Annotated in this window: 13 protein-coding genes; 8 read left to right on the plus strand and 5 right to left on the minus strand. The window is 47.9% G+C overall.

What is annotated here, in order from left to right:
• Window positions 1-44 precede the first annotated feature (44 nt).
• Entirely contained in the window at window positions 45-905 is an 861-nt protein-coding gene (locus tag G499_RS0102135) for an alpha/beta hydrolase family protein (RefSeq protein ID WP_026998577.1), read from the plus strand.
• Here the strand turns inward: G499_RS0102135 and G499_RS18405 are convergent.
• Window positions 897-1,793, minus strand: a complete 897-nt coding sequence (locus tag G499_RS18405) for an SDR family NAD(P)-dependent oxidoreductase (protein ID WP_051295839.1) — start codon at window positions 1,791-1,793, stop codon at window positions 897-899. The genes G499_RS0102135 and G499_RS18405 overlap by 9 nt on opposite strands.
• A complete protein-coding gene (locus G499_RS0102145; RefSeq protein WP_026998578.1) occupies window positions 1,786-2,790 on the minus strand; it encodes an SDR family oxidoreductase in 1,005 nt (334 codons plus the stop codon). Before G499_RS0102145 ends, G499_RS18405 begins: the two co-directional genes overlap by 8 nt.
• A gap of 374 nt (window positions 2,791-3,164) precedes the next feature.
• Here G499_RS0102145 and G499_RS0102150 point away from each other — a divergent pair, with 374 nt between their 5' ends.
• The 5 genes from G499_RS0102150 (at window position 3,165) to G499_RS0102175 (ending at window position 12,178) form a co-directional block, all read left to right on the plus strand.
• Window positions 3,165-4,160, plus strand: a complete 996-nt coding sequence (locus G499_RS0102150; RefSeq protein ID WP_154658280.1) for an SLATT domain-containing protein — start codon at window positions 3,165-3,167, stop codon at window positions 4,158-4,160.
• Between the two features lie 62 nt (window positions 4,161-4,222).
• Window positions 4,223-4,681, plus strand: a complete 459-nt coding sequence (locus tag G499_RS0102155) for a hypothetical protein (RefSeq protein ID WP_026998580.1) — start codon at window positions 4,223-4,225, stop codon at window positions 4,679-4,681.
• A gap of 368 nt (window positions 4,682-5,049) precedes the next feature.
• Window positions 5,050-7,656 carry an ATP-dependent chaperone ClpB gene (clpB, locus tag G499_RS0102165; protein WP_026998581.1) on the plus strand — a complete coding sequence of 869 codons (2,607 nt, stop codon included), beginning with the start codon at window positions 5,050-5,052 and terminating at the stop codon, window positions 7,654-7,656.
• 642 nt (window positions 7,657-8,298) lie between these two features.
• On the plus strand, window positions 8,299-10,449 hold the full coding sequence (locus G499_RS0102170; protein WP_081413604.1) for a 7TM diverse intracellular signaling domain-containing protein: 2,151 nt from the start codon (window positions 8,299-8,301) through the stop codon (window positions 10,447-10,449).
• A 61-nt stretch (window positions 10,450-10,510) separates the two neighbouring features.
• Window positions 10,511-12,178: an amidohydrolase gene (locus G499_RS0102175; protein ID WP_035726263.1), complete on the plus strand. Its 1,668-nt coding sequence runs from the start codon at window positions 10,511-10,513 to the stop codon at window positions 12,176-12,178.
• Window positions 12,179-12,297: 119 nt separating this feature from the next.
• Here G499_RS0102175 and kbl read toward each other — a convergent pair whose 3' ends face one another.
• From kbl to G499_RS0102190, 3 genes are all read right to left on the minus strand, one after another.
• Window positions 12,298-13,488 carry a glycine C-acetyltransferase gene (gene kbl, locus G499_RS0102180; protein ID WP_026998584.1) on the minus strand — a complete coding sequence of 397 codons (1,191 nt, stop codon included), beginning with the start codon at window positions 13,486-13,488 and terminating at the stop codon, window positions 12,298-12,300.
• A 595-nt stretch (window positions 13,489-14,083) separates the two neighbouring features.
• On the minus strand, window positions 14,084-14,830 hold the full coding sequence (locus G499_RS0102185; protein WP_154658281.1) for a hypothetical protein: 747 nt from the start codon (window positions 14,828-14,830) through the stop codon (window positions 14,084-14,086).
• 342 nt (window positions 14,831-15,172) lie between these two features.
• Window positions 15,173-16,336: a cystathionine gamma-synthase gene (locus G499_RS0102190; RefSeq protein WP_026998586.1), complete on the minus strand. Its 1,164-nt coding sequence runs from the start codon at window positions 16,334-16,336 to the stop codon at window positions 15,173-15,175.
• Window positions 16,337-16,592: 256 nt separating this feature from the next.
• Here G499_RS0102190 and G499_RS0102195 point away from each other — a divergent pair, with 256 nt between their 5' ends.
• On the plus strand, window positions 16,593-16,973 hold the full coding sequence (locus G499_RS0102195) for a co-chaperone GroES (protein WP_026998587.1): 381 nt from the start codon (window positions 16,593-16,595) through the stop codon (window positions 16,971-16,973).
• Window positions 16,974-17,067: 94 nt separating this feature from the next.
• Window positions 17,068-19,413, plus strand: coding sequence for an efflux RND transporter permease subunit (locus G499_RS18410; RefSeq protein ID WP_051295840.1), 2,346 nt, complete (start codon window positions 17,068-17,070; stop codon window positions 19,411-19,413).
• Window positions 19,414-19,425 lie beyond the last annotated feature (12 nt).

The raw sequence follows: 19,425 nt of genomic DNA on the forward strand, positions 1-19,425 counted from the left end.
TCCAAACTCGTCAATCGTCAATCTAAACTCGTCAATCCAAACTTATGCTACATACCTCATACAACAATCTCGTATTACGCTCTCCGAGTGACGGACGGCCTTTTACGCTAGACATACAACACCAAGACGGAGCAAAAAAACGCCCTTTAGTGCTTTTTGTACATGGTTTCAATGCCTTCAAAGATTGGGGACACTTCCCTCTGATAACGGAGTATTTGGCCGAAGCTGGCTTTGTGGCTGTGCGGATGAATCTTTCGCGCAACGGAACAACCCTACTACGCCCCCAACAGATAGTAGACTTGCAGGCTTATGGCAACGATTTGTTTTCGGTAGATTTGGATGATATTGGTGCAGCCATTGATTTTTTAACACAAGCAGAGCGGCCTTTTGCCGCTGCCCTCGATGCTTCGAAGGTAGCACTGATAGGCCATAGCCGTGGGGGAGCCTTGGTATTGCTCAAGGCAGGCGAAGATGCTCGTATCAAGGCTGTGGCTACTTGGGCGGCTATCAAGTCAAGCCGGCATTTTTGGACTCCCGCCAACATCGCAGAAGTAGAAAAAAATGGGGTAGTCTATGTGCACAATGGGCGCACCAAACAGCAACTGCCCCTTTACAAGGCTTATTACCAAGATGTGTTAGACAATGCCGAGCGACTAGACGTGGAGGCAGCAGTGAGGCGTTTGCGTATTCCTGTGCTATTTGCCCATGGCACTGCGGATACCTCTGTGCCGGTGGATTTTGCCCACGAGTTACATCGCTGGAAGCCCGACAGCCGCCTGCTGCTTATTCCGGAGGCAGCCCATACTTTTGGGGGATATCACCCCTACGACCAGACTTCCTTGCCGCCTTTGGCTGAGCAGCTATGTGCTGCTACGGCAGATTTCTTTCGACAGGTGTTAGTTTAGAGCCTGTTTTTGAGAATTAGTGATTTCTACGGGCTGTGGCATCAGCGCTGCATTGGGTGCTTGGAGCCCTTCAGGAACAGCCTTTACAGGCGTATTTTTCTTGCTTTTGGAGAAGATCGCCGACAGCCAGCGCATCTGTAGGTTGTAGGGTACTATCCAGCTCGCCCAGCGGTATACCGTACCAATAAACCCTGGAGTAGATACAGCCCTGCCTTTGGCAAGAGCGCTGAGCGCTTTTTCGGCTACAAAAGAAGGCTCTAACAACATCGCCTCTGCAAATTTACCGGCCTCTTTGGTGCGTTGCATCACCTCGGGGCTGGTATTGACCCCTCCCGGACACACAACGGTTACCTGGATATTGCTGCCCCGCAGCTCTTGGCGTAGGGCGCGAGAGAAGGAGTAGATGAAGCTCTTGCTTGAAGAATAGACCAGCTTATAAGGCACATCAAAAAACGATGCCGCACTGCCAAGGTTGATGATACCGGCCTTGGGTTGTGCCTTGAGATCATCTAAAAATAGGCGTGTGAGCAGCACCAAGGTCATCACATTGAGCTGGAGCATCGTCTCATAAAAACGGTAATCAAACTCATCGAAGGCTCCGGCGGCACCCATACCGGCGTTGTTGATGAGCAAGTCTACAGACAGCCGCTCTTGTTTGCACCACTGGTATATTTCGAGCGCTGCTCCTTGGCTACTCAAGTCAATGCCGTAGTACTGTACTTTTACGGAGTATTGGGTCTGAATTTCGCGGGCTGCCTCTTCCAAAAGCGCTCCCGGCAGCGCGACCAAAATGACATTTCGGCCTTGTTGTGCGCAAGCGACGGCGAGGGCTTTGCCAATACCCGCACTAGCGCCGGTAATGAGCGCATATTTTTTGCTTCTAGACACGTTCGTACTGATTTTGATTGAACCATTCGATTGTTTGCATCACGCCTTGACGCAGGGGGGTAATCTGATACCCAAGCTCCTGTATAGCCTTTTGGCTGCTGAGATTCCAATGATAATTGTATTTGCGAACAAAAGCAGGGATAATGAGCGGATGACGGCCAAACCACTCGGCCATTAGCAGTTGGCTGTGGGCAAATCCCATCATAATAGGCACAGGCAGCTTGTAAAGACGTTTGTTGTGGGGAGAGAGTTCACGAATCAGGCCAAAAAATTCCTTGAACGACACATTTTCTCCACCCAAGATATAACGATGCCCACTTTGGCCATATTGCATCGCCTGTAAGTGGCCTTGTACCACATCATCTATGTAAACATAATTGCCCATACTCTCTCCATTGCCGGGCAGAATGCGCCATTTACCTTCATAACACCTCTTGATGAGCTTGGTAGCGGCATTGCTTTCAGTCAGTTGTCCGGGGCCATAGATACGGCTGGGGTTGACAATCGTAACCGCTAGACCGCTACGGTTGGCAAAGGCGATGGCCTCACGCTCGGCCTTGAGCTTGGTGATTTCGTATAGGGTGGTGGGTTGTACGTTAGGGTTGCTGGCTTCGTGTACGCTGCTTTGAGCGGAAGGCGAAGCGCCAATCACCCCTGCTGTAGAAGTCAAAACGACCTTTTCCAACCCAGTACTTAGGGCGGCTTCGAGCACGTTGAGCGTCCCTTGAACATTGATGTCATAAAACACCTGCGGGTTTTTGTGCCAAGCCGAGGCAAAAGCGGCCAAATGATAGGCTTGTTGACAGCCTTCCATCCCACGACGCAGGCTCTCTACGTCCGACAAGTCCCCGCTGATACAGGTGATGCCTAAGGCTTTGAGCGGGGCGGCTTTGGCTTCAGAGCGGCAAAGCGCTCGTACTTGATGACCGGCGGCGAGCAGCGCCTCACATAAGGGTAGTCCTACATAGCCGGTAGCACCTACAACAAATATATTCATAATACTATTTTTGGAGCGGTTTTTTGGCAGGGCTGCATTGGCTAAAAATAAAGTTATATCAACCTAAAAAGCAGCATATGTGTGTGATAGACGTAACAGAAACTAGTTTTGGGAATTGATGTTCTAAAAATCATTATACCCAACCAAAATTAATTTGGGGAATATCCACGCTGAAAATTCTTGAGAATCAAGAAAACCAAATCAAGTAATCCTTAAATCAAATAAATTTTGGCATAATTTCGCAAATATACAAGACTTAGGTGGATTTTTCCAAAATAGCGCCCGCTCTTGGATAACGAATCTTGCAAGACCACGAAAAAAGCTTAACTTCGCAAAAGCTATTTTTTTAACATCGCTTGTGCCCATTGAAGCCTATGAGCCAAACAACAGACCCTACCAACCCCAATCCTGAAGAGGATCCAATACAGGCATTTGCCCGCCAATTTGAGGATAGTTCGACAACCAATCCCGATCAAAGCTCTGGGAGTGTAGACCAAGACCCTTTCCAAGCCCTTGCCTCGGCTGCCGGTGAAGGGCAGCAGGCCATTCCTCCTCCGGAAGGGTTTGGCCAACAAAGCACCCCCGGCCAAAGCTGCCCATACTGCCAAAATACACTCGGGGTAGGGATGGCTGGCGGCGGCAGTGCACAACAACATTTTGGGATGCCGTATCAAGCCCTCGATACGTCGGCCATACAACAACTACTGGCAGCAGCACAGCAAAACTATGGGGCTACCGCCACCACAAGGCAATACCGCGAGCACCTTGACTCCGGCAAGAGCGACATCCGCCAACTGGCCGACGAACTCTTGGGCAAGAAAGACCGTGTTCCTGTAGAAGATCCTGAAGAGCGCGCTGAGATTGAGCGGAAGATTAAATTCTTACAAGAAGAAATAGCTAAAATGCATAAGCTCTACGACCGCCGCCGACACAAAACTAGGCTCGGAGCATTATTCTTCAGGCTGATTTCTACCGCTTTGGCGGCCTTGGTTACGATTCTGTTGGGGATTAATATTACCGGAGTCTTGGCCACACACGAAATTATTCTGGGTCTGAAGGTAGACTGGTTTATCAATACCATAGCCTTGGTCATCAGTGCATTTCTGACTGTATTGAGCGATTTACGCGCTTTTTATGACTCGGATGCATTGCGCGCCAAATACACCGAAACCTCGTACAAACTCTCCCAAATACGCGCCCTACTCGAATACCTCACCCTGGGGGGTGCCTTTGTTACCCTCGACGAGGTCAACCGTATCAAGTATGCCTTTGATAAAATATTGGAAGATACCGCCAACTATGCCGTAAAGGTCAGCCTCGATGATCTGGAGCAAGACCGCACCTCTTCCCAATATAGCAGTATTCGCTAAAAGGGAAACCTTTAGGCCGAATCTGAAGTTTTACTTCCAGTTGTTTCATTAACCCAAACCTTATGTACCCTCTATTACTTACAACACACTCTTGGCTCCGTTGGGTAGTGTTGATTTTGGCCGCTATTGTTATTTTTAAGTCGCTGGCCGGGTGGCTGGGCGGAGGTAAGTATACCAAGGCCGACAACGCCCTCAGCGCTTCTTTTGTAGGCACTATCCACCTACAACTCCTCATTGGGCTGGTACTTTATTTTGCCTTTAGCCCCCTTGGTCTGCAGGCTTTCCAAGGAGGAATGGGTGCTGTGATGAGTAACAGCGCAGTGCGTTACTGGGCCGTAGAGCACATTACGATGATGATTATCGGGGCGGTGGTTATTCAAATAGGCCGAAGCCGCTCTAAACGTATGCGTGAGGCCGCCGCCAAGCACCGTACAGCTTTCATTTTTTATGCTATCGGCTTTTTGCTGGTGTTGTCGCGTATTCCTTGGAACGAAGCCGGACGAATGTTTAGAGGTTTGTAAAACTGAGGAACAGCGCTCCACAAAAAATACCATAGCCCCAAAACCACGTGTTGAGGGGCTGTTTTTTTGAAGTCTTGATACCCTCATCACCCTTACATCGTGAGTAAGCCAATAAGACAGTCATTAGAGGCTTGGGTTTGGCTGAAATGCCATTTTTTCCGATAAAAACACTTTCTCCAAAGGTATCAATGACAAAATAACCGCTTCTATTCCTTGTTGAGGTATTGGCCTAAGGCTTGTAATAGGGAGCTAAAACGGTAACCGTACGACTTTGTACCAAGATGTATTTGATGCTCAATGATGTGTAGCCCCCAGACTAATTTCTATTGAGTACAGATGATGATATACCCACTAAAAATTACAAACCTATGAACTTGAACAAATATACCATCAAAGCTCAGGAGCTGATTCAAAAATCCACACAAATTGCTGCAGGCCATCAGCATACAGCTGTAGAAGCGGCTCACTTGCTTCAGGCGATGCTCCAAGAAGGAGAGGACGGGATAAAGTTTTTGCTACAAAAAATGCAAATTAACCCCACACACCTACAACAGAAATTAGAAAGTATTTTGCAGTTGTTTCCCCGTAACAACGGAGAGCCTTTTTGGGCCAATAGTATGGGCAATGTGTTTCGGCAGGCTGAAAAAATAGCCCAAGAGCAAAAGGACGAGTTTATTGCCGCAGAGCATCTGCTTTGGGCGATGTTGCGAGGCAATGACCGTACGGCCTCTCTGCTCAAAGAAACAGGCGTAACAGAAGAGGCGCTCCAAAAAGGTATCCACGAGCTGCGCGGTGGGCAAAAAGTAAACGACCCCAATGCCGAGGCCAAATACAAGTCCTTGGAGCGCTACTCCAAAAACCTCAATGATTTGGCCAAAAAAGGCAAACTCGACCCCGTCATTGGCCGCGACGATGAAATCCGGCGGGTACTACAGATTCTCTCCCGACGTACCAAAAACAACCCGATGCTGCTCGGTGAGCCGGGAGTGGGCAAAACAGCTATCGTAGAAGGGCTCGCACAGCGGATTGTAGAAGGCGATGTACCCGAAAACTTGCAGTCAAAGCAGATTGTCTCCCTCGATATGGGCTTGCTCGTAGCCGGAGCAAAGTACAAAGGGGAGTTTGAAGAGCGTCTCAAGGCTGTCATCAAAGAAGTGATTGACTCTGACGGGGAAATAATCCTCTTTATCGACGAGATACACACCCTTATTGGTGCCGGCGCAGGGGGCGATAGCGCCATGGATGCGGCCAACCTACTCAAGCCCGCGCTGGCACGTGGAGAGCTGCATACCATCGGCGCTACTACGCTCAAAGAGTATCAAAAATACATTGAAAAAGATAAGGCGCTGGAGCGTCGCTTTCAGGCCGTTATGGTCGAAGAACCAGATGTGCAAGATGCCATCTCAATCCTGCGCGGACTGAAAGAGAAGTATGAGCTACACCACGGCGTACGCATCAAGGACGATGCCATCATCGCTTCTGTAGAGCTGTCCAACCGCTACATCTCTGAGCGGTTCTTGCCCGACAAGGCCATCGACTTGATGGACGAGGCCGCCGCCAAACTCCGTATCGAAATCGACTCTATGCCCGAAGAGCTAGACGAAGTGCAACGCAAGCTGATGCAGCTCGAAATCGAACGGGAGGCCATCCGCCGTGAGAATGACCAAAACAAGGAAAATCAACTCAGCCAAGAGATTGCCGAGCTACAAGAAAAACGCAACACACTGCGTGGGCGCTGGCTACAAGAGAAACAGATAATTCTTGATATTCGTCAGGCCAAGGAAACCATCGAACGCCTCAAGCTTGAAGCTGAACAGGCCGAACGCCAAGGTGACTACGGGCGCGTGGCCGAAATACGCTATGGCCTCCTGCTCCAAACTGAAAAAGAGTTGGCCGAAGCACAAGCACAATTGGCTGAGCGCCAAACCAATGGCGCTATGCTCCAAGAGGAGGTAACGGCAGAGGATATTGCCGAGGTGGTCGCCCGTTGGACAGGCATCCCTGTCAGCAAGATGCTCCAAAGCGAGCGCGAAAAACTCCTCCTACTGGAACAAGAGTTGGGCAAGCGCGTAGCCGGACAGCAGCAGGCCATCCAAGCTGTATCAGATGCTGTGCGCCGCAGCCGTGCCGGCCTACAAGACCCCAAGCGCCCCATAGGCTCCTTCCTCTTCTTGGGTAGCACTGGGGTAGGCAAAACAGAGCTAGCCAAGGCTCTGGCTGCCTTCCTCTTCAATGACGAAAATGCACTTGTGCGCATCGATATGTCTGAGTATCAGGAGAGGCACGCCGTGAGCCGCCTGATAGGAGCGCCTCCGGGATACGTAGGTTATGACGAAGGCGGGCAACTTACCGAGGCCATCCGCCGCCGACCTTACGCTGTCGTGCTCTTAGATGAGATTGAAAAAGCACATCCCGATGTGTTCAATATCCTCTTGCAGGTGCTCGACGATGGCCGCCTGACCGACAACAAAGGACGTACGGCCAACTTCAAAAACACCATCATCATCATGACTTCCAATATGGGAGCTGAGCTCATCCAACAACAATGGAACGGGCTAGACGAGCTGCCCCCCGAAGAGGTGTTTGAGCGCCTAGAACATACCAAAGAAGCCGTATTCGAGTTGCTCAAACGCAACATCCGGCCTGAGTTTTTGAACCGCATCGACGAGACGGTCATGTTCCAACCTCTCAACAAAAAGTATCTGCGCGAGATAGTAGGCATTCAGTTTGCCGAAATACAAGCTAGGCTGACTGAAAATGGCATTACCCTCTTAGCCGACGACCGCGTGCTCGACACCCTTGCCGCTATGGGCTATGACCCTCAATTTGGGGCGCGTCCACTCAAGCGGGTGTTGCAAAAGCACATCCTGAACGAACTCTCGAAAGAAATTCTGGCCGGCAAAATCCGCAAAGAGTCTGCCGTACGGATTGAAATGGATGAGTATGACCGTATTTCTTTTGTAAATCAGGACTAAACCCCAACAAAAAAGCCGGTACTCAATAAGTACTGGCTTTTCACATACTAAACCTTTTTCAAAACTAAACCTCAAATGAAAAATACTAAAGCTACACTGAGAGTGAAGCAGAAGAACTGTGTACATTGTGTATCACAACTCTTCTGATTACATAACAAAGTTAGGCATAGGGAAGCGGTTTTGTTATCGGAGTTTTGATGTAATTTGACACTAAAAATCACCGACTTCCCCTCAGGCAAAAACCCGAGAGGCGGCAATAATTCGAGGGATTGGCCACACCAATCAAATGAACTTGCTGCGCGAGGTGGGAATAGAGATGTATGCCCAAACCAGTTTTGATTGGGTATAAAGTACTGTTTAGCACAAATCTTTTGCCTGAAACATCTTGGTGCCTATATGTCAATCTGCCAAAAATATGGAAGGATTACCTTTGCTGAAGTAATAACAAGACCTATTTGGGCCATTTTACCGTTTTAACTGATGCTTAAACTTTCAAAACAATACAAAAACAAGGATTTTGATTGTGGTGGAGTACTTTGATGCGGCAGCGCTACTAAAGAGCGGATTTTTAGCTTGAATTTTGCTAAGTTTACAGCTTACAATACCATAAATACTTGCCCAATAGATGATAATCACTACCCTATGTCGATTAAACAAATAAAAAGGACTGTATTATTTCTACTACTGATGGGAGTAGGAGTATGTTCACTAAAAGCCCAAGACGCAGTGATTTTACAAGATAGCAAACAAGAGATAACAGGCTTAGGCGGTAAGTTGCAGTATTATGTCGAGCAGCCAGGTGAGTACTTACAAATAGAAACAATTACCGCTGATGGTTGGGATAAATGGACTCCCAACCCTGCCCTACACTTGAATTTAGGCTATACCAAAACCCCTATTTGGCTTAGAGTACATATCCGAAATAGCAGTAGCTATGAGCGTTGGTTGATGGTATTAGACAATGCATTTCCTGATAGTATTTCATACTATGTTAATAAAAATGGAAAATGGGAGGTAAAACACACCGGAGCATCTTTTCCATACAAAACAAGAGGCGTGGTGGAACATAATGCATTTGCTCACTACCTAGACCTTGCTTCAGGCGAAGAGCAAACCTATTACCTGCGTATTGCTAATAGCTCTTCATCATTATTACCTATTTATATCGCTAAAGAGCATCAAGTGTACCATAATAACCTGACTCGACATGTGGGTTATGGAGTTTATTTTGGTGTACTCTTAGTGATGATTGTGTACAACCTATTTATTTTTTTTGTACTTCGGGATAATAGTTACTTATTTTATACCCTGACAATCATCGCAACTATTTTGGTGTTTTCGAGTATCAGCGGATTTTTGTTTAAGTATATTCATCCAAATATTCCTGCTCTGAATACTTGGCTGATTCGTGGATCAATGGCAGGTACAGTTGTTACTACCTCATTATTTGCGATTTATTTTTTAGAGACGAAGCGTTATAGTATGCTTCTACATAGATTATTTTTGACAACTATCATCATTGCGATGGTTGCTTTTGGGTTGAATATGATGGGCTGGAGTGGGCTAATCAACAAAATCATCAGTGCTCAAACCTTTTTGCTGCTAATAGGCGGTATCTATTGTTGGAGGGTGGGTAACAAAGGAGCAAGGTTGTTTGTAGTAGCTTGGGCTACTTACACTGTAGGAGGCTTAATGATTACCTTACGTAATAGTGGGTCTTTGCCTATCAACTTTTGGACAAATCACGGAGCTGAAATAGGATCTGCTCTTGAAGTGGTATTAATCTCCATCGCATTGGCTGATAAGTACCGATTAATCCGAAGAGAAAAAGATGCTGCTACCAAGAAAGCATTAGAAGTGGAGCAACAGGCAAAGCAAGAACTAGAGCAAAAAGTACGGGAGCGTACGCTAGCATTACGTGAAAGCAACGAAGAGTTATCGCAAATCAATGAAGAGCTAGCCGTAACACTCGAAGCACTCGAACAACAGAAAGCGGAATTACAATCAAACAATATTGCTATTTCGGACAGTATCAGTTATGCTAAACGCATTCAGGAAGCTATCTTACCAACTGATGAGGTATTGGGGCAGTTCCTAACGACGCATTTTGTGTTATACCAACCACGAGATGTCGTCAGTGGGGATTTTTATTTTTTTCTCAAAACAGAAACCCACCACTTTCTGGCCGTGGCTGATTGTACTGGCCACGGTGTCCCTGGAGCAATGATGTCAATGATTGGGGTTAACCTGCTCCGAAGCATTATACTTGAAAAACAAATAACTTCTCCAGCGCAAATCTTAGACACGCTCCACGAAAACATCACGGTACTACTCAAGCAAAAAGCCTCTGGCAATCGTGATGGGATGGATTTGGGTATTTGTGTGTGGGCAGAGGGCGCACAGGTGCTCGACTTTGCAGGTGCAAAAACGCCATTGTTATACATACAAGACAATACACTGTATGAAGTCAAAGGTTCAAAATTTGGGGTAGGTGGGTTGAGCGGCCAAACACCGATTTATGAAGAGTATCAGATAAAACTCCAACAGAATACGCAGTTTTATCTAGCCTCTGATGGTTACCAAGACCAATTTGGTGGAAAAGAAGATAGAAAATTTATGCGTAATAATTTCAAAAAATTGTTGAAAAAAATAGCATTTAAAAATCCGGAAATCCAAAAAGAGATATTGGTAGAGACGCTAACCGAATGGCAAGCACCATTAGAGTGTCCTCAAGTAGATGATATTTTAGTACTAGGTTTCACACTTGAGCCACAGTCATACAAACCTCAATAGCGCTTAATTTTTCGTGCCTTAGCGACCTATTCACTGCTCAAACAAACCCTACTGTACCCCAATGATACAATCCTGTACTTTATCTTCGCTTTTACGGTTTAGTGTGTATACAGTCTTATTAGCCATAGGGCTGAGCGCCTGCGGCGGTGCTCACCAGCAGGTAGACCTTATTGTGCACAATGCCAAAGTCTATACGGTAGATAGTAGTTTTGCCGTTGTGGAGGCCTTTGCTGTCAAAGACGGGCAGTTTGTGGCCGTAGGCAGCAGCCAAGAAATCTTGAGTGCTTATCAGGCCGCCAACACCATCGATGCCCAAGGGCAACCCGTATACCCAGGCTTTTTTGATGCGCACTGCCATTTTTATGGCTATGGTATGGCGCTTCAAGAAGCCAACTTGGTTGGCATTGCTTCTTATGAGGCGATGCTAGATACGCTCAAAGCCTTTGCAGCAGCCCACCCTGAGCAGCCTTGGCTATTGGGGCGCGGCTGGGATCAAAATAACTGGCTGGACAAGGAGTTTCCGACCAAGGATGCACTCGACACCCTATTTCCCAACAAGCCTGTGTACTTGGTACGGGTAGACGGACATGCCGCCCTTGTCAATCAAAAAGCCCTCGATTTAGCCGGCATCACTGCCAGTACACGTATCGATGGGGGGGCAATATTGCTCAAAAACGGCCAGCCTACCGGCGTACTCATCGACAACGCCTTCAAGCAAGTAGGAGCGCTTGTGCCCGCGCCCGACGAGGCCATCGTCCGTCGCGCCCTACAACAAGCCGAACAAAATTGCTTTGCTGTAGGCCTGACGACCCTCTCCGATGCTGGACTGGACTACCGTACCATCGACCTCATCGATCAGATGCAGCAAAAAGGGGTGTTGCAAATCCGGGTGTATGCGATGCTCAGCGCCTCACGGGGCAATTTGAGCCGATACCTCGACAAAGGTATTTACAGCACCGAGCGCCTCAATGTCCGCTCTTTTAAAATTTATGCAGACGGAGCTCTGGGCTCGCGGGGCGCTTGTTTGCTCGCCCCTTATCGCGACAAGCCCGATGAGATGGGCTTCCTCCTCGCCTCTCCGGCACAGCTCGACAGCCTCGTGGGCTTGATTGGCTCCAAGGGCTTCCAAGTCAATACCCACTGTATCGGCGACTCTGCCAACCGCCTCTTGCTCGATATTTATGGCAAGTATCTCCAAGAGCAAAATGACCGCCGATGGCGCATCGAACACGCCCAAGTATTGGACCCCAACGACTTTGTGAAGTTTGCCAAATACAGCGTCATCCCTTCCGTACAGCCCACACATTGTACTTCTGATATGTACTGGGCCGAAGAGCGCCTTGGCAAAGACCGCATTCCGTATGCGTATGCCTACCATACCCTGCTCCAACAAAATGGAATGGTAGCCCTAGGCAGTGATTTTCCTGTCGAAGACATCAGCCCACTCTATGGCTTTCACGCCGCTGTGGTAAGACAAGATGCCAAGGGCTTCCCGCAAGGCGGTTTTCAGAAACAAGAGGCACTCAGCCGTGAAGATGCTCTTCGGGGAATGACTATCTGGGCGGCGCACGCCAATTTTGAAGAAAAAATCAAGGGTAGTATCGAAGCTGGGAAGTATGCCGATTTTGTCATCTTGGCCAAAGACCTGATGAATGCTCCCGAAACTGAGCTGCGCAATATCCCCATTCAGGCTACTTTTGTAGCCGGCAAGGAGGTTTACCGACGCTAAGGTTTTTGTGAATAAAGCCTATAAGGTCTTGGCGACTTTATAGGCTTTTACAGTTGGATGAATTGCGGAGTACTTCGTGGAGTCGTCTTGTGGTTCACCACCCGACCCCAAGGGTTGGCTTATTTCAACACGCCCAGCTCCTTGCCTACTTCCGTAAAGGCTTGGATGGCTTGGTCGAGGTGTTCGCGCTCATGTATGGCAGATAATTGCACACGGATGCGCGCCTGCCCCTTGGGTACTACTGGGTAGTAGAACCCAATAACATAAATACCCTTGGCCAGCAGTTTTTCGGCAAACTGCTGCGACAGCGGCGCATCGTAGAGCATAATGGGCACGATAGGGTGCTCGCCAGGCTTGATATCGAAGCCTGCTGCCGTCATTTTTTCGCGGAAGTAGCGGGTATTTTCTTCCAATTTATCGCGCAGGGCCGTCGTTTCAGAAAGCATCTTGAGCACTTCTAGCGAAGCGCCTACAATGCTGGGCGCTAGGGTATTGGAGAAGAGGTAAGGCCGTGAACGCTGGCGCAACATCTCGATAATCTCCTTACGACCAGTGGTAAAGCCTCCAGAAGCGCCACCGAGCGCCTTGCCCAGGGTTCCGGTGATGATATCGATACGCCCCATTACATTGCGAAACTCGTGCGTGCCGCGTCCGGTTTTGCCCATAAAGCCCGAAGAGTGGCATTCGTCAATCATCACGAGGGCTTGGTAGCGGTCAGCAAGATCACAAATCTTATCGAGTTGGGCGATGGTACCATCCATCGAAAATACCCCATCCGTAACGATGATGCGATGACGCGCACCGGCGGCAGCCTGAAGCTGGGCTTCGAGGTCGGCCATGTCGTTGTGTTTGTAACGTAGGCGTTGGGCCTTACATAGGCGGACACCATCGATGATAGAGGCGTGGTTCAGCTCATCCGAAATAATGGCATCTTCAGGGCCAAACAAGGGCTCAAATACACCTCCGTTGGCATCAAAAGCAGCTGCATAAAGAATGGTATCTTCCGTACCCATAAATTCGGCGATACGTTGCTCCAGTTCCTTGTGGATATCTTGTGTTCCGCAGATAAAGCGTACTGAAGCCAAACCAAAGCCGTGACTGTCAAGCGCCTGCTTAGCGGCGGCAATTACACGCGGATGGTTGGCTAGGCCAAGGTAGTTATTGGCGCAGAAGTTGAGCACTGCACCGGCATTTTGGGTATCAATACTTGCTTTTTGGTCTGAAGTAATGATACGCTCTGATTTGTAAAGGCCGGCCTCGCGGATTTCGGCCAATTCTTTTTCAAGTACGGGTTTGAGGGTATCGTACATAAGAAGCAGTGTTTTGTTGTTGTAAGGTGTAAATATGAATATGTTACCATTGGGTGTGTTAGCGCTTGGCTAACCTGCTCTTTCTCTATGTCAAGAAAATATTTTTTGGACGCAACACCGTTGAACACGCCGGTTATAGCCCTGATGATTTCGACTTTAGGCTGAAATTTCCAGTGTTTTTGCTTGATATCAGCACAAAATCAGCTTTTTTAGCCATTGTACTGAAAATGTAAACAAGCTGTTGGGAGATTGGTTACGCTGTTTTCAAAACAAACCCCACTTTCGCAGCATTAATTAACAAAAGTGGGGACATTTAACGCTTCAAAACGGATACGAAGTTAAGTCAAAAAAGCCGAAAGCACAAATTTGTCTTTGGCGCTTGTTTAAAATGTGCTTTATTAACACCAATACACTGCTTTTTGGTTATATTATACCCAATCAAAAATGGTTTGGGAAATGTATCCGCTGAAAATCAAATCCTATGAATCCTTTAAATGTTGTAAATCTTGGCATAAAAATACCGCGAGCCTTATGGTTGGAGCATCAGTCTCGTAGTTTCATAAACCCAAAGCCAAGCTTATAAATGACATTGGACTTATTTGGCGACAGTCTGCAAAAGATATCGCCCCCAAGGATTGTGGAATAAGTCATCTGCTTCAAAAAAAGCATCTTTCGCCAACGTAGCTGCCCATTTTTGTCCGGAAGGGCAGGGTATATCAAAATTCAGTTGTAGTTTTTGAGGGCTTTGTTCTTGAACAGCTATGAGTACCCGCTGCATCACCATCACGGCTTGCTCGGCTTCCAGAGGTGCTTCTACGCAGAGGTCAGGGAGAGAAAGTTGATGCATTCCACAGGAATAAAAAGTATTGGGTTGAGAGGCGCGTACCAACTGTACAAAGGCCTCCACCAGCTTGTCTGTTCCTTTGCGGCGGGTAAGTTTGAACCAAGTGGCGGGCGGATGTGCCAGCCCGGCAGTTTCTAGCTTTACGGCCAGCCCTCCTTGTTCGAGGATGGCGGCGGCGGCCTCCATCATTTGTTGTAGCTCTTCGGCATCATCACAAGCCCGAGCTAGGTAGAGTGTGAAGGTATGCGCCTCTATGCGTGCCATAATATCAGGCCTGATAAGCCCCTTCCCCGTTGTTTCGAAGGTAGCGGCCAATGCGGGCTCGTGTGTCTCCCAACTGATGGCGTACGCTTGGTCGTTGACCATATGCAGCATTTCGGCATCTGTCAGGATAAAATCATTTTTGGCTTCGGCTAAGGCTACCTGTAGGGTATCAAAATCAGGCCATTGACCAGGGATGGCCAATACAATGTCGATGGGTTCGGGGAGGTGTGTCATATAGGGAACTATTGAATAAATAACGTATCCACTTCCAAAGAGGGTAAAGTAGTGATGTATGTATTCCACATCCCAAAGGTATGTCTTGTACATTATTTGGCTATCAACATCAGCCCCTACGGGGTCTATTAATAGGGCAGGTTTTTTTAATACCCCCCTAATTGTACTCAATGGAAATTGGCTGAATAAAGTAAATGGATGTGCTAAAAATCTTTTACACCCCATTAAAAATGGTTTGGGAAATGTGTCCGCTGAAAATCCTTGATAATCAAGAAAATCAAATCGAGTAAACCCTTCAATGTAGCAGCACGAAGCCTAGACTTCGTGCCACTGAGGGGGTATTTAGTTCAGCGCTTGGGCTAGGTCATTGATGAGGTCTTGTGCATCTTCGATTCCCACACTGAGGCGGATGAGCGAATCGCGCAGTCCTGTTTTTTCGCGGTGTTCTCTTGGGATAGAGCCGTGTGTCATAGAGGCAGGGTGTGTACAGATAGATTCCACGCCCCCCAACGATTCGGCAAAAGCAAATATTTGAAGCCTTTCGACAACTTGAGCGGCCTCTTCGATGCTGTCGCTTTTGAGGGTAAATGAAACCATCCCGCCAAAACCACGCATTTGCTTGCGGGCTACTTCGTGTTTGGGGTGGGTGGGCAATCCGATCCAATAGACTTTGTCTACCTTGGGGTGTTGTAGTAGCCATTCGGCGATGGCTTTACCGTTTTCGCCGTGGCGATCCATCCGTATATGTAGGGTTTTGATACCGCGCAACATCAGGAAGCAATCGTGGGGGCTGGGTACAGCGCCACAAGAGTTCTGGATGAAGGCCAAACGCTGGTGTAGCTCATCGCTGTTGGTGATGAGGGCACCCATCACCACATCAGAGTGCCCGCCGAGGTACTTGGTAGCCGAGTGCATCACGATGTCTGCGCCCCAATCGAGTGGGTTTTGGAGATAAGGCGTGGCAAAGGTATTGTCTACACAAAGCAGCAGCCCGTGTTGGCGGGTAACCTTGGCTACGGCTTCGATATCGATAATGGTCAGCAAGGGGTTGGTAGGGGTTTCGAGCCACACAAGGCGTGTGTTAGCGTTGATGTGTGCCTCGATATTGGCGGGGTTGCTCATATCTACAAAATGAGCCTTGACACCAAACTGCTCGAAGACCTTGGTCATAATGCGGTAAGTGCCGCCGTAGAGGTCATTACAGGCGATGATTTCATCTCCGGCTTTGAGCAACTTGAGCACAGCATCGGTAGCTGCCATCCCAGAGGCAAAGCATAGGCCATATTTGCCGTTTTCGAGGGCGGCTAGGTTTTGCTCAAGCGGCGTGCGGGTAGGATTGTGGGTGCGGGAGTATTCGTAGCCTTTGTGCTTGCCGATACCTTGCTGCACATAGGTAGAAGTCTGGAAAATGGGAGTCATAATGGCTCCGGTGGTAGGGTCAGGCGTAACGCCGGCGTGGATAGCCTTGGTGCCAAACTTGAACTGCTCGTTTGAGTGGTCTGTCATAAACGCAAAGGGGATTGGGGGCTGGAAAAATACTGCGGCCACAGCCCCGAGTACAATGGATGATTTTGGGGGCAAGTTACGACTTTTTGAGGAATAAATAGGAACCTTTGGAGTACTAAGGGTCAAGGCAAAAAAAGCCACTATCTGTCCGCATCTTGTCAGATTATCGTATCTTTGCGGTCGCACTTTGGCGAACAATTCCCCAAAAAGCTGCGTTTACTATTCGATTGAAACGACCAAAAGGCAGACAAAAAGTATGTTTGTTACACAAGAAAGTAAGTTGAAGAAGATAGTAGTCATCGGCGATCGCGTCCTGATTAAGCCCAAAGCCCCTAGCGAAATGACTAGCAGTGGCTTGTACCTTCCCCCCAGTGTACAAGAAAAAGAAAAAATCCAACAGGGCTATGTGGTCAAAGTGGGACCGGGGTATCCTATCCCGCTACCAACAGACGATGATGAGCTTTGGAAAGGCCAAGAAGAAGCTATCAAATACATCCCTTTGCAAGTCAAAGAAGGAGATTTGGCTATCTTCTTGCTCAAAGGTGCCATAGAGTTGCAGTACGAAAACGAGCAGTATTATATGGTTTCTCAAAATGCTATTTTGATGATTGAGCGCGACGACGAGCTATTCGATTGACGCGCCAAATGCTAGCCAGGCCCTTGTTGTAGTTTCCCAAGGGCTTGTCTTTTTATTTTTTACCTCTTTGCCTCTCCCCCTCCGTTATTGAATTATGTGGAATCGCATCACCTCCTTTATCATCCTACACCGCTTTAAGCTATCCGGCGTTATTGGCATATTGACCATCTTCTTTGGCTTTTTTGCCATCAAGGCCGAAATGAGCCACAATTTCGCCAGCATTGTCCCTTCTTATGACCCCGAAATGCAGTATTTCGAGCGCTTCAAGAAAACCTTCGGCGAAGATGCCAATGTGTTTGCCGTAGGCTTAGCCGACAAGCGGGCGTACGAATTGGAAAATTTCAAAGCCTTGCATACCTTGGTGGAGCGTATCCGCCAACAACACGGGGTGAAACAGGTGCTTTCATTGCCACAAGCCATTGTGATTCTGAAAGATACTACAGAAAGCAAATTTGTCAGTGAGGCTATTTTCGAGCCTATGCCCCAAACTCAAGCCGCGCTTGACAGCGCCTTGGCCTTGGTCAGCGAGATGCATTTTTATGACAATCAGCTCATCAATGTGCAAACAGGCGCTACACTGATTGCTGTTTCGATTACCAAAGAGGTGCTCGACTCTCCACAAAGGCAAGTATTGACCAACAACATCAAAAAGCTAGGCGACGAGTTTACCCAACAAACAGGCATTGAGCTACACTATGCCGGTGTGCCCGAAATCCGCTCATTTATGACCACCAAAATGGCTTCCGAACTCAAGATGCTCTTGATGCTGTCAGTGGTGATGACAGTGATTGTGTTGTGGTGGTTTTTCCGCTCTACCAAGGCCATTATCGTCCCATTGATTACGATTGGGGTGGTAGTGGTATGGACAATGGGCGTAATCGTACTCCTAGGCTATAAAATCAATATTCTTACGGGCTTGCTGCCGCCTATTTTGGTAGTAATCGGGATTCCTAACAGTGTTTATTGGATTACCAAATACCACCAAGAGTATCGGAAAAACCCCGAAAGAGCGCTAGTTATCCAAAAGGTCGTACGCCATATCACGCCAGTGGCCCTGATGACCAATGTTACGACGGCTATTGGGTTTTTTGTCTTCTCTTTTATGGACACACGTATCTTGCGAGAGTTTGGTGTAGTGTCAAGTATTGGGGTGATGAGTATGTTTGTGGTCAGTGTGATATTGCTCCCTACGTTTATGATGTGGATGCCTGCTCCTGGTGATAAGGAACTGCGCCATCTCGACCGAATGGGGCTAAACAAAATCTTAGACCGCTTCCACCAGCTTATTTTTGAGCGCCGTCCGTTGATTTACACCGTGGTGGCCTTCTCTGTCATCGTTTCTTTGGTAGGTTTCAGTCAGCTCGAAGTAGTGTCCTTTATGGCAGATGATATTCCTCAGAACAGTACGCTAAAACAGGATTTGGCCTTTTTTGAGCAACACTTCCAAGGGGCTATGCCGCTCGAAATTGTGGTCGATACCCGCAAAACCAAAGGGGTGATGAACCTTGGTACTTTGCGCCGCGCCGACCAGCTACAGGACTCGCTCAACAGCATCGACTTGGTGTCGCAGCCGCTCTCATTGGTGAGTTTTGTAAAGGCTGGCAGACAGGCATTTTACAACAACCCTGCGTTTTATGGCTTACCCACCAACCAAGACCGGGTGTTTATCCTCAACTATCTCAAGAAGAGCGAGGAAGGCAGTGATAACATCAGTGCGCTTAATAATTTTGTAGACAGCACCGGCCAGCAGATGCGTATTTCGCTCAAGGTAGCCGATGTAGGGTCTATCAAGATGGACTCCCTCATTGAGGGGGTTATACGCCCACAGGTAGCACAGATTTTTGACCAAGAGCAGTACGATGTACACATCACCGGCACTACCTTGCTCTTTATCAAGGGCAACCGCTATCTGGTCAATAACCTCAAAACAAGTATCTTGATTGCCATCGGATTGATTGCCATCTTGATGGCCTTCTTGTTTAAGTCGCTACGCATTATCATCGTGTCTATCATTACCAATATGCTGCCCTTGCTCATTACAGCAGGGATGATGGGCTTCTTGGGTGTGGCGCTTAAGCCAAGTACAGTGCTTATTTTTAGTATTGCTTTTGGAATAGCTGTAGACGACTCAATACACTATCTGGCACGCTACCGGCAAGGCCTGCTGCTCAACAACCTCTCCGTGAGAGACGCTGTCAGCCTTAGCCTACACGAAACCGGAGCAGGGATGATTTACACCTCTATTATCTTGTTTTTTGGCTTTATTATCTTTATCTTTTCTGACTTTCAAGGCACCAAAGCCTTGGGTGGGTTGACCTCGGCCACACTCCTGTGTGCAATGTTGGCCAATCTATTGCTCTTGCCGGCCTTGCTGCTTTCGCTCGATAAACGTGCGCAAGCCAAAAAAGCCGCTGTTTTGGCTGCTGAAAAGGCTTCTTAACCAAATAATCAC

It is taken from the genome of Eisenibacter elegans DSM 3317 (assembly GCF_000430505.1).
GTDB classification, from domain to species: Bacteria; Bacteroidota; Bacteroidia; order Cytophagales; family Microscillaceae; genus Eisenibacter; species Eisenibacter elegans.

What these genes read in the sequence shown, in the direction of transcription:
- G499_RS0102135 (WP_026998577.1), top strand. Translation starts at nt 45, where the DNA reads ATGCTACATACCTCATACAACAATCTCGTATTACGCTCTCCGAGTGAC.
- G499_RS0102145 (WP_026998578.1), bottom strand. Translation starts at nt 2,790, where the DNA reads ATGAATATATTTGTTGTAGGTGCTACCGGCTATGTAGGACTACCCTTA.
- G499_RS0102150 (WP_154658280.1), top strand. Translation starts at nt 3,165, where the DNA reads ATGAGCCAAACAACAGACCCTACCAACCCCAATCCTGAAGAGGATCCA.
- G499_RS0102155 (WP_026998580.1), top strand. Translation starts at nt 4,223, where the DNA reads ATGTACCCTCTATTACTTACAACACACTCTTGGCTCCGTTGGGTAGTG.
- clpB (WP_026998581.1), top strand. Translation starts at nt 5,050, where the DNA reads ATGAACTTGAACAAATATACCATCAAAGCTCAGGAGCTGATTCAAAAA.
- G499_RS0102170 (WP_081413604.1), top strand. Translation starts at nt 8,299, where the DNA reads ATGTCGATTAAACAAATAAAAAGGACTGTATTATTTCTACTACTGATG.
- G499_RS0102175 (WP_035726263.1), top strand. Translation starts at nt 10,511, where the DNA reads ATGATACAATCCTGTACTTTATCTTCGCTTTTACGGTTTAGTGTGTAT.
- kbl (WP_026998584.1), bottom strand. Translation starts at nt 13,488, where the DNA reads ATGTACGATACCCTCAAACCCGTACTTGAAAAAGAATTGGCCGAAATC.
- G499_RS0102185 (WP_154658281.1), bottom strand. Translation starts at nt 14,830, where the DNA reads ATGACACACCTCCCCGAACCCATCGACATTGTATTGGCCATCCCTGGT.
- G499_RS0102190 (WP_026998586.1), bottom strand. Translation starts at nt 16,336, where the DNA reads ATGACAGACCACTCAAACGAGCAGTTCAAGTTTGGCACCAAGGCTATC.
- G499_RS0102195 (WP_026998587.1), top strand. Translation starts at nt 16,593, where the DNA reads ATGTTTGTTACACAAGAAAGTAAGTTGAAGAAGATAGTAGTCATCGGC.
- G499_RS18410 (WP_051295840.1), top strand. Translation starts at nt 17,068, where the DNA reads ATGTGGAATCGCATCACCTCCTTTATCATCCTACACCGCTTTAAGCTA.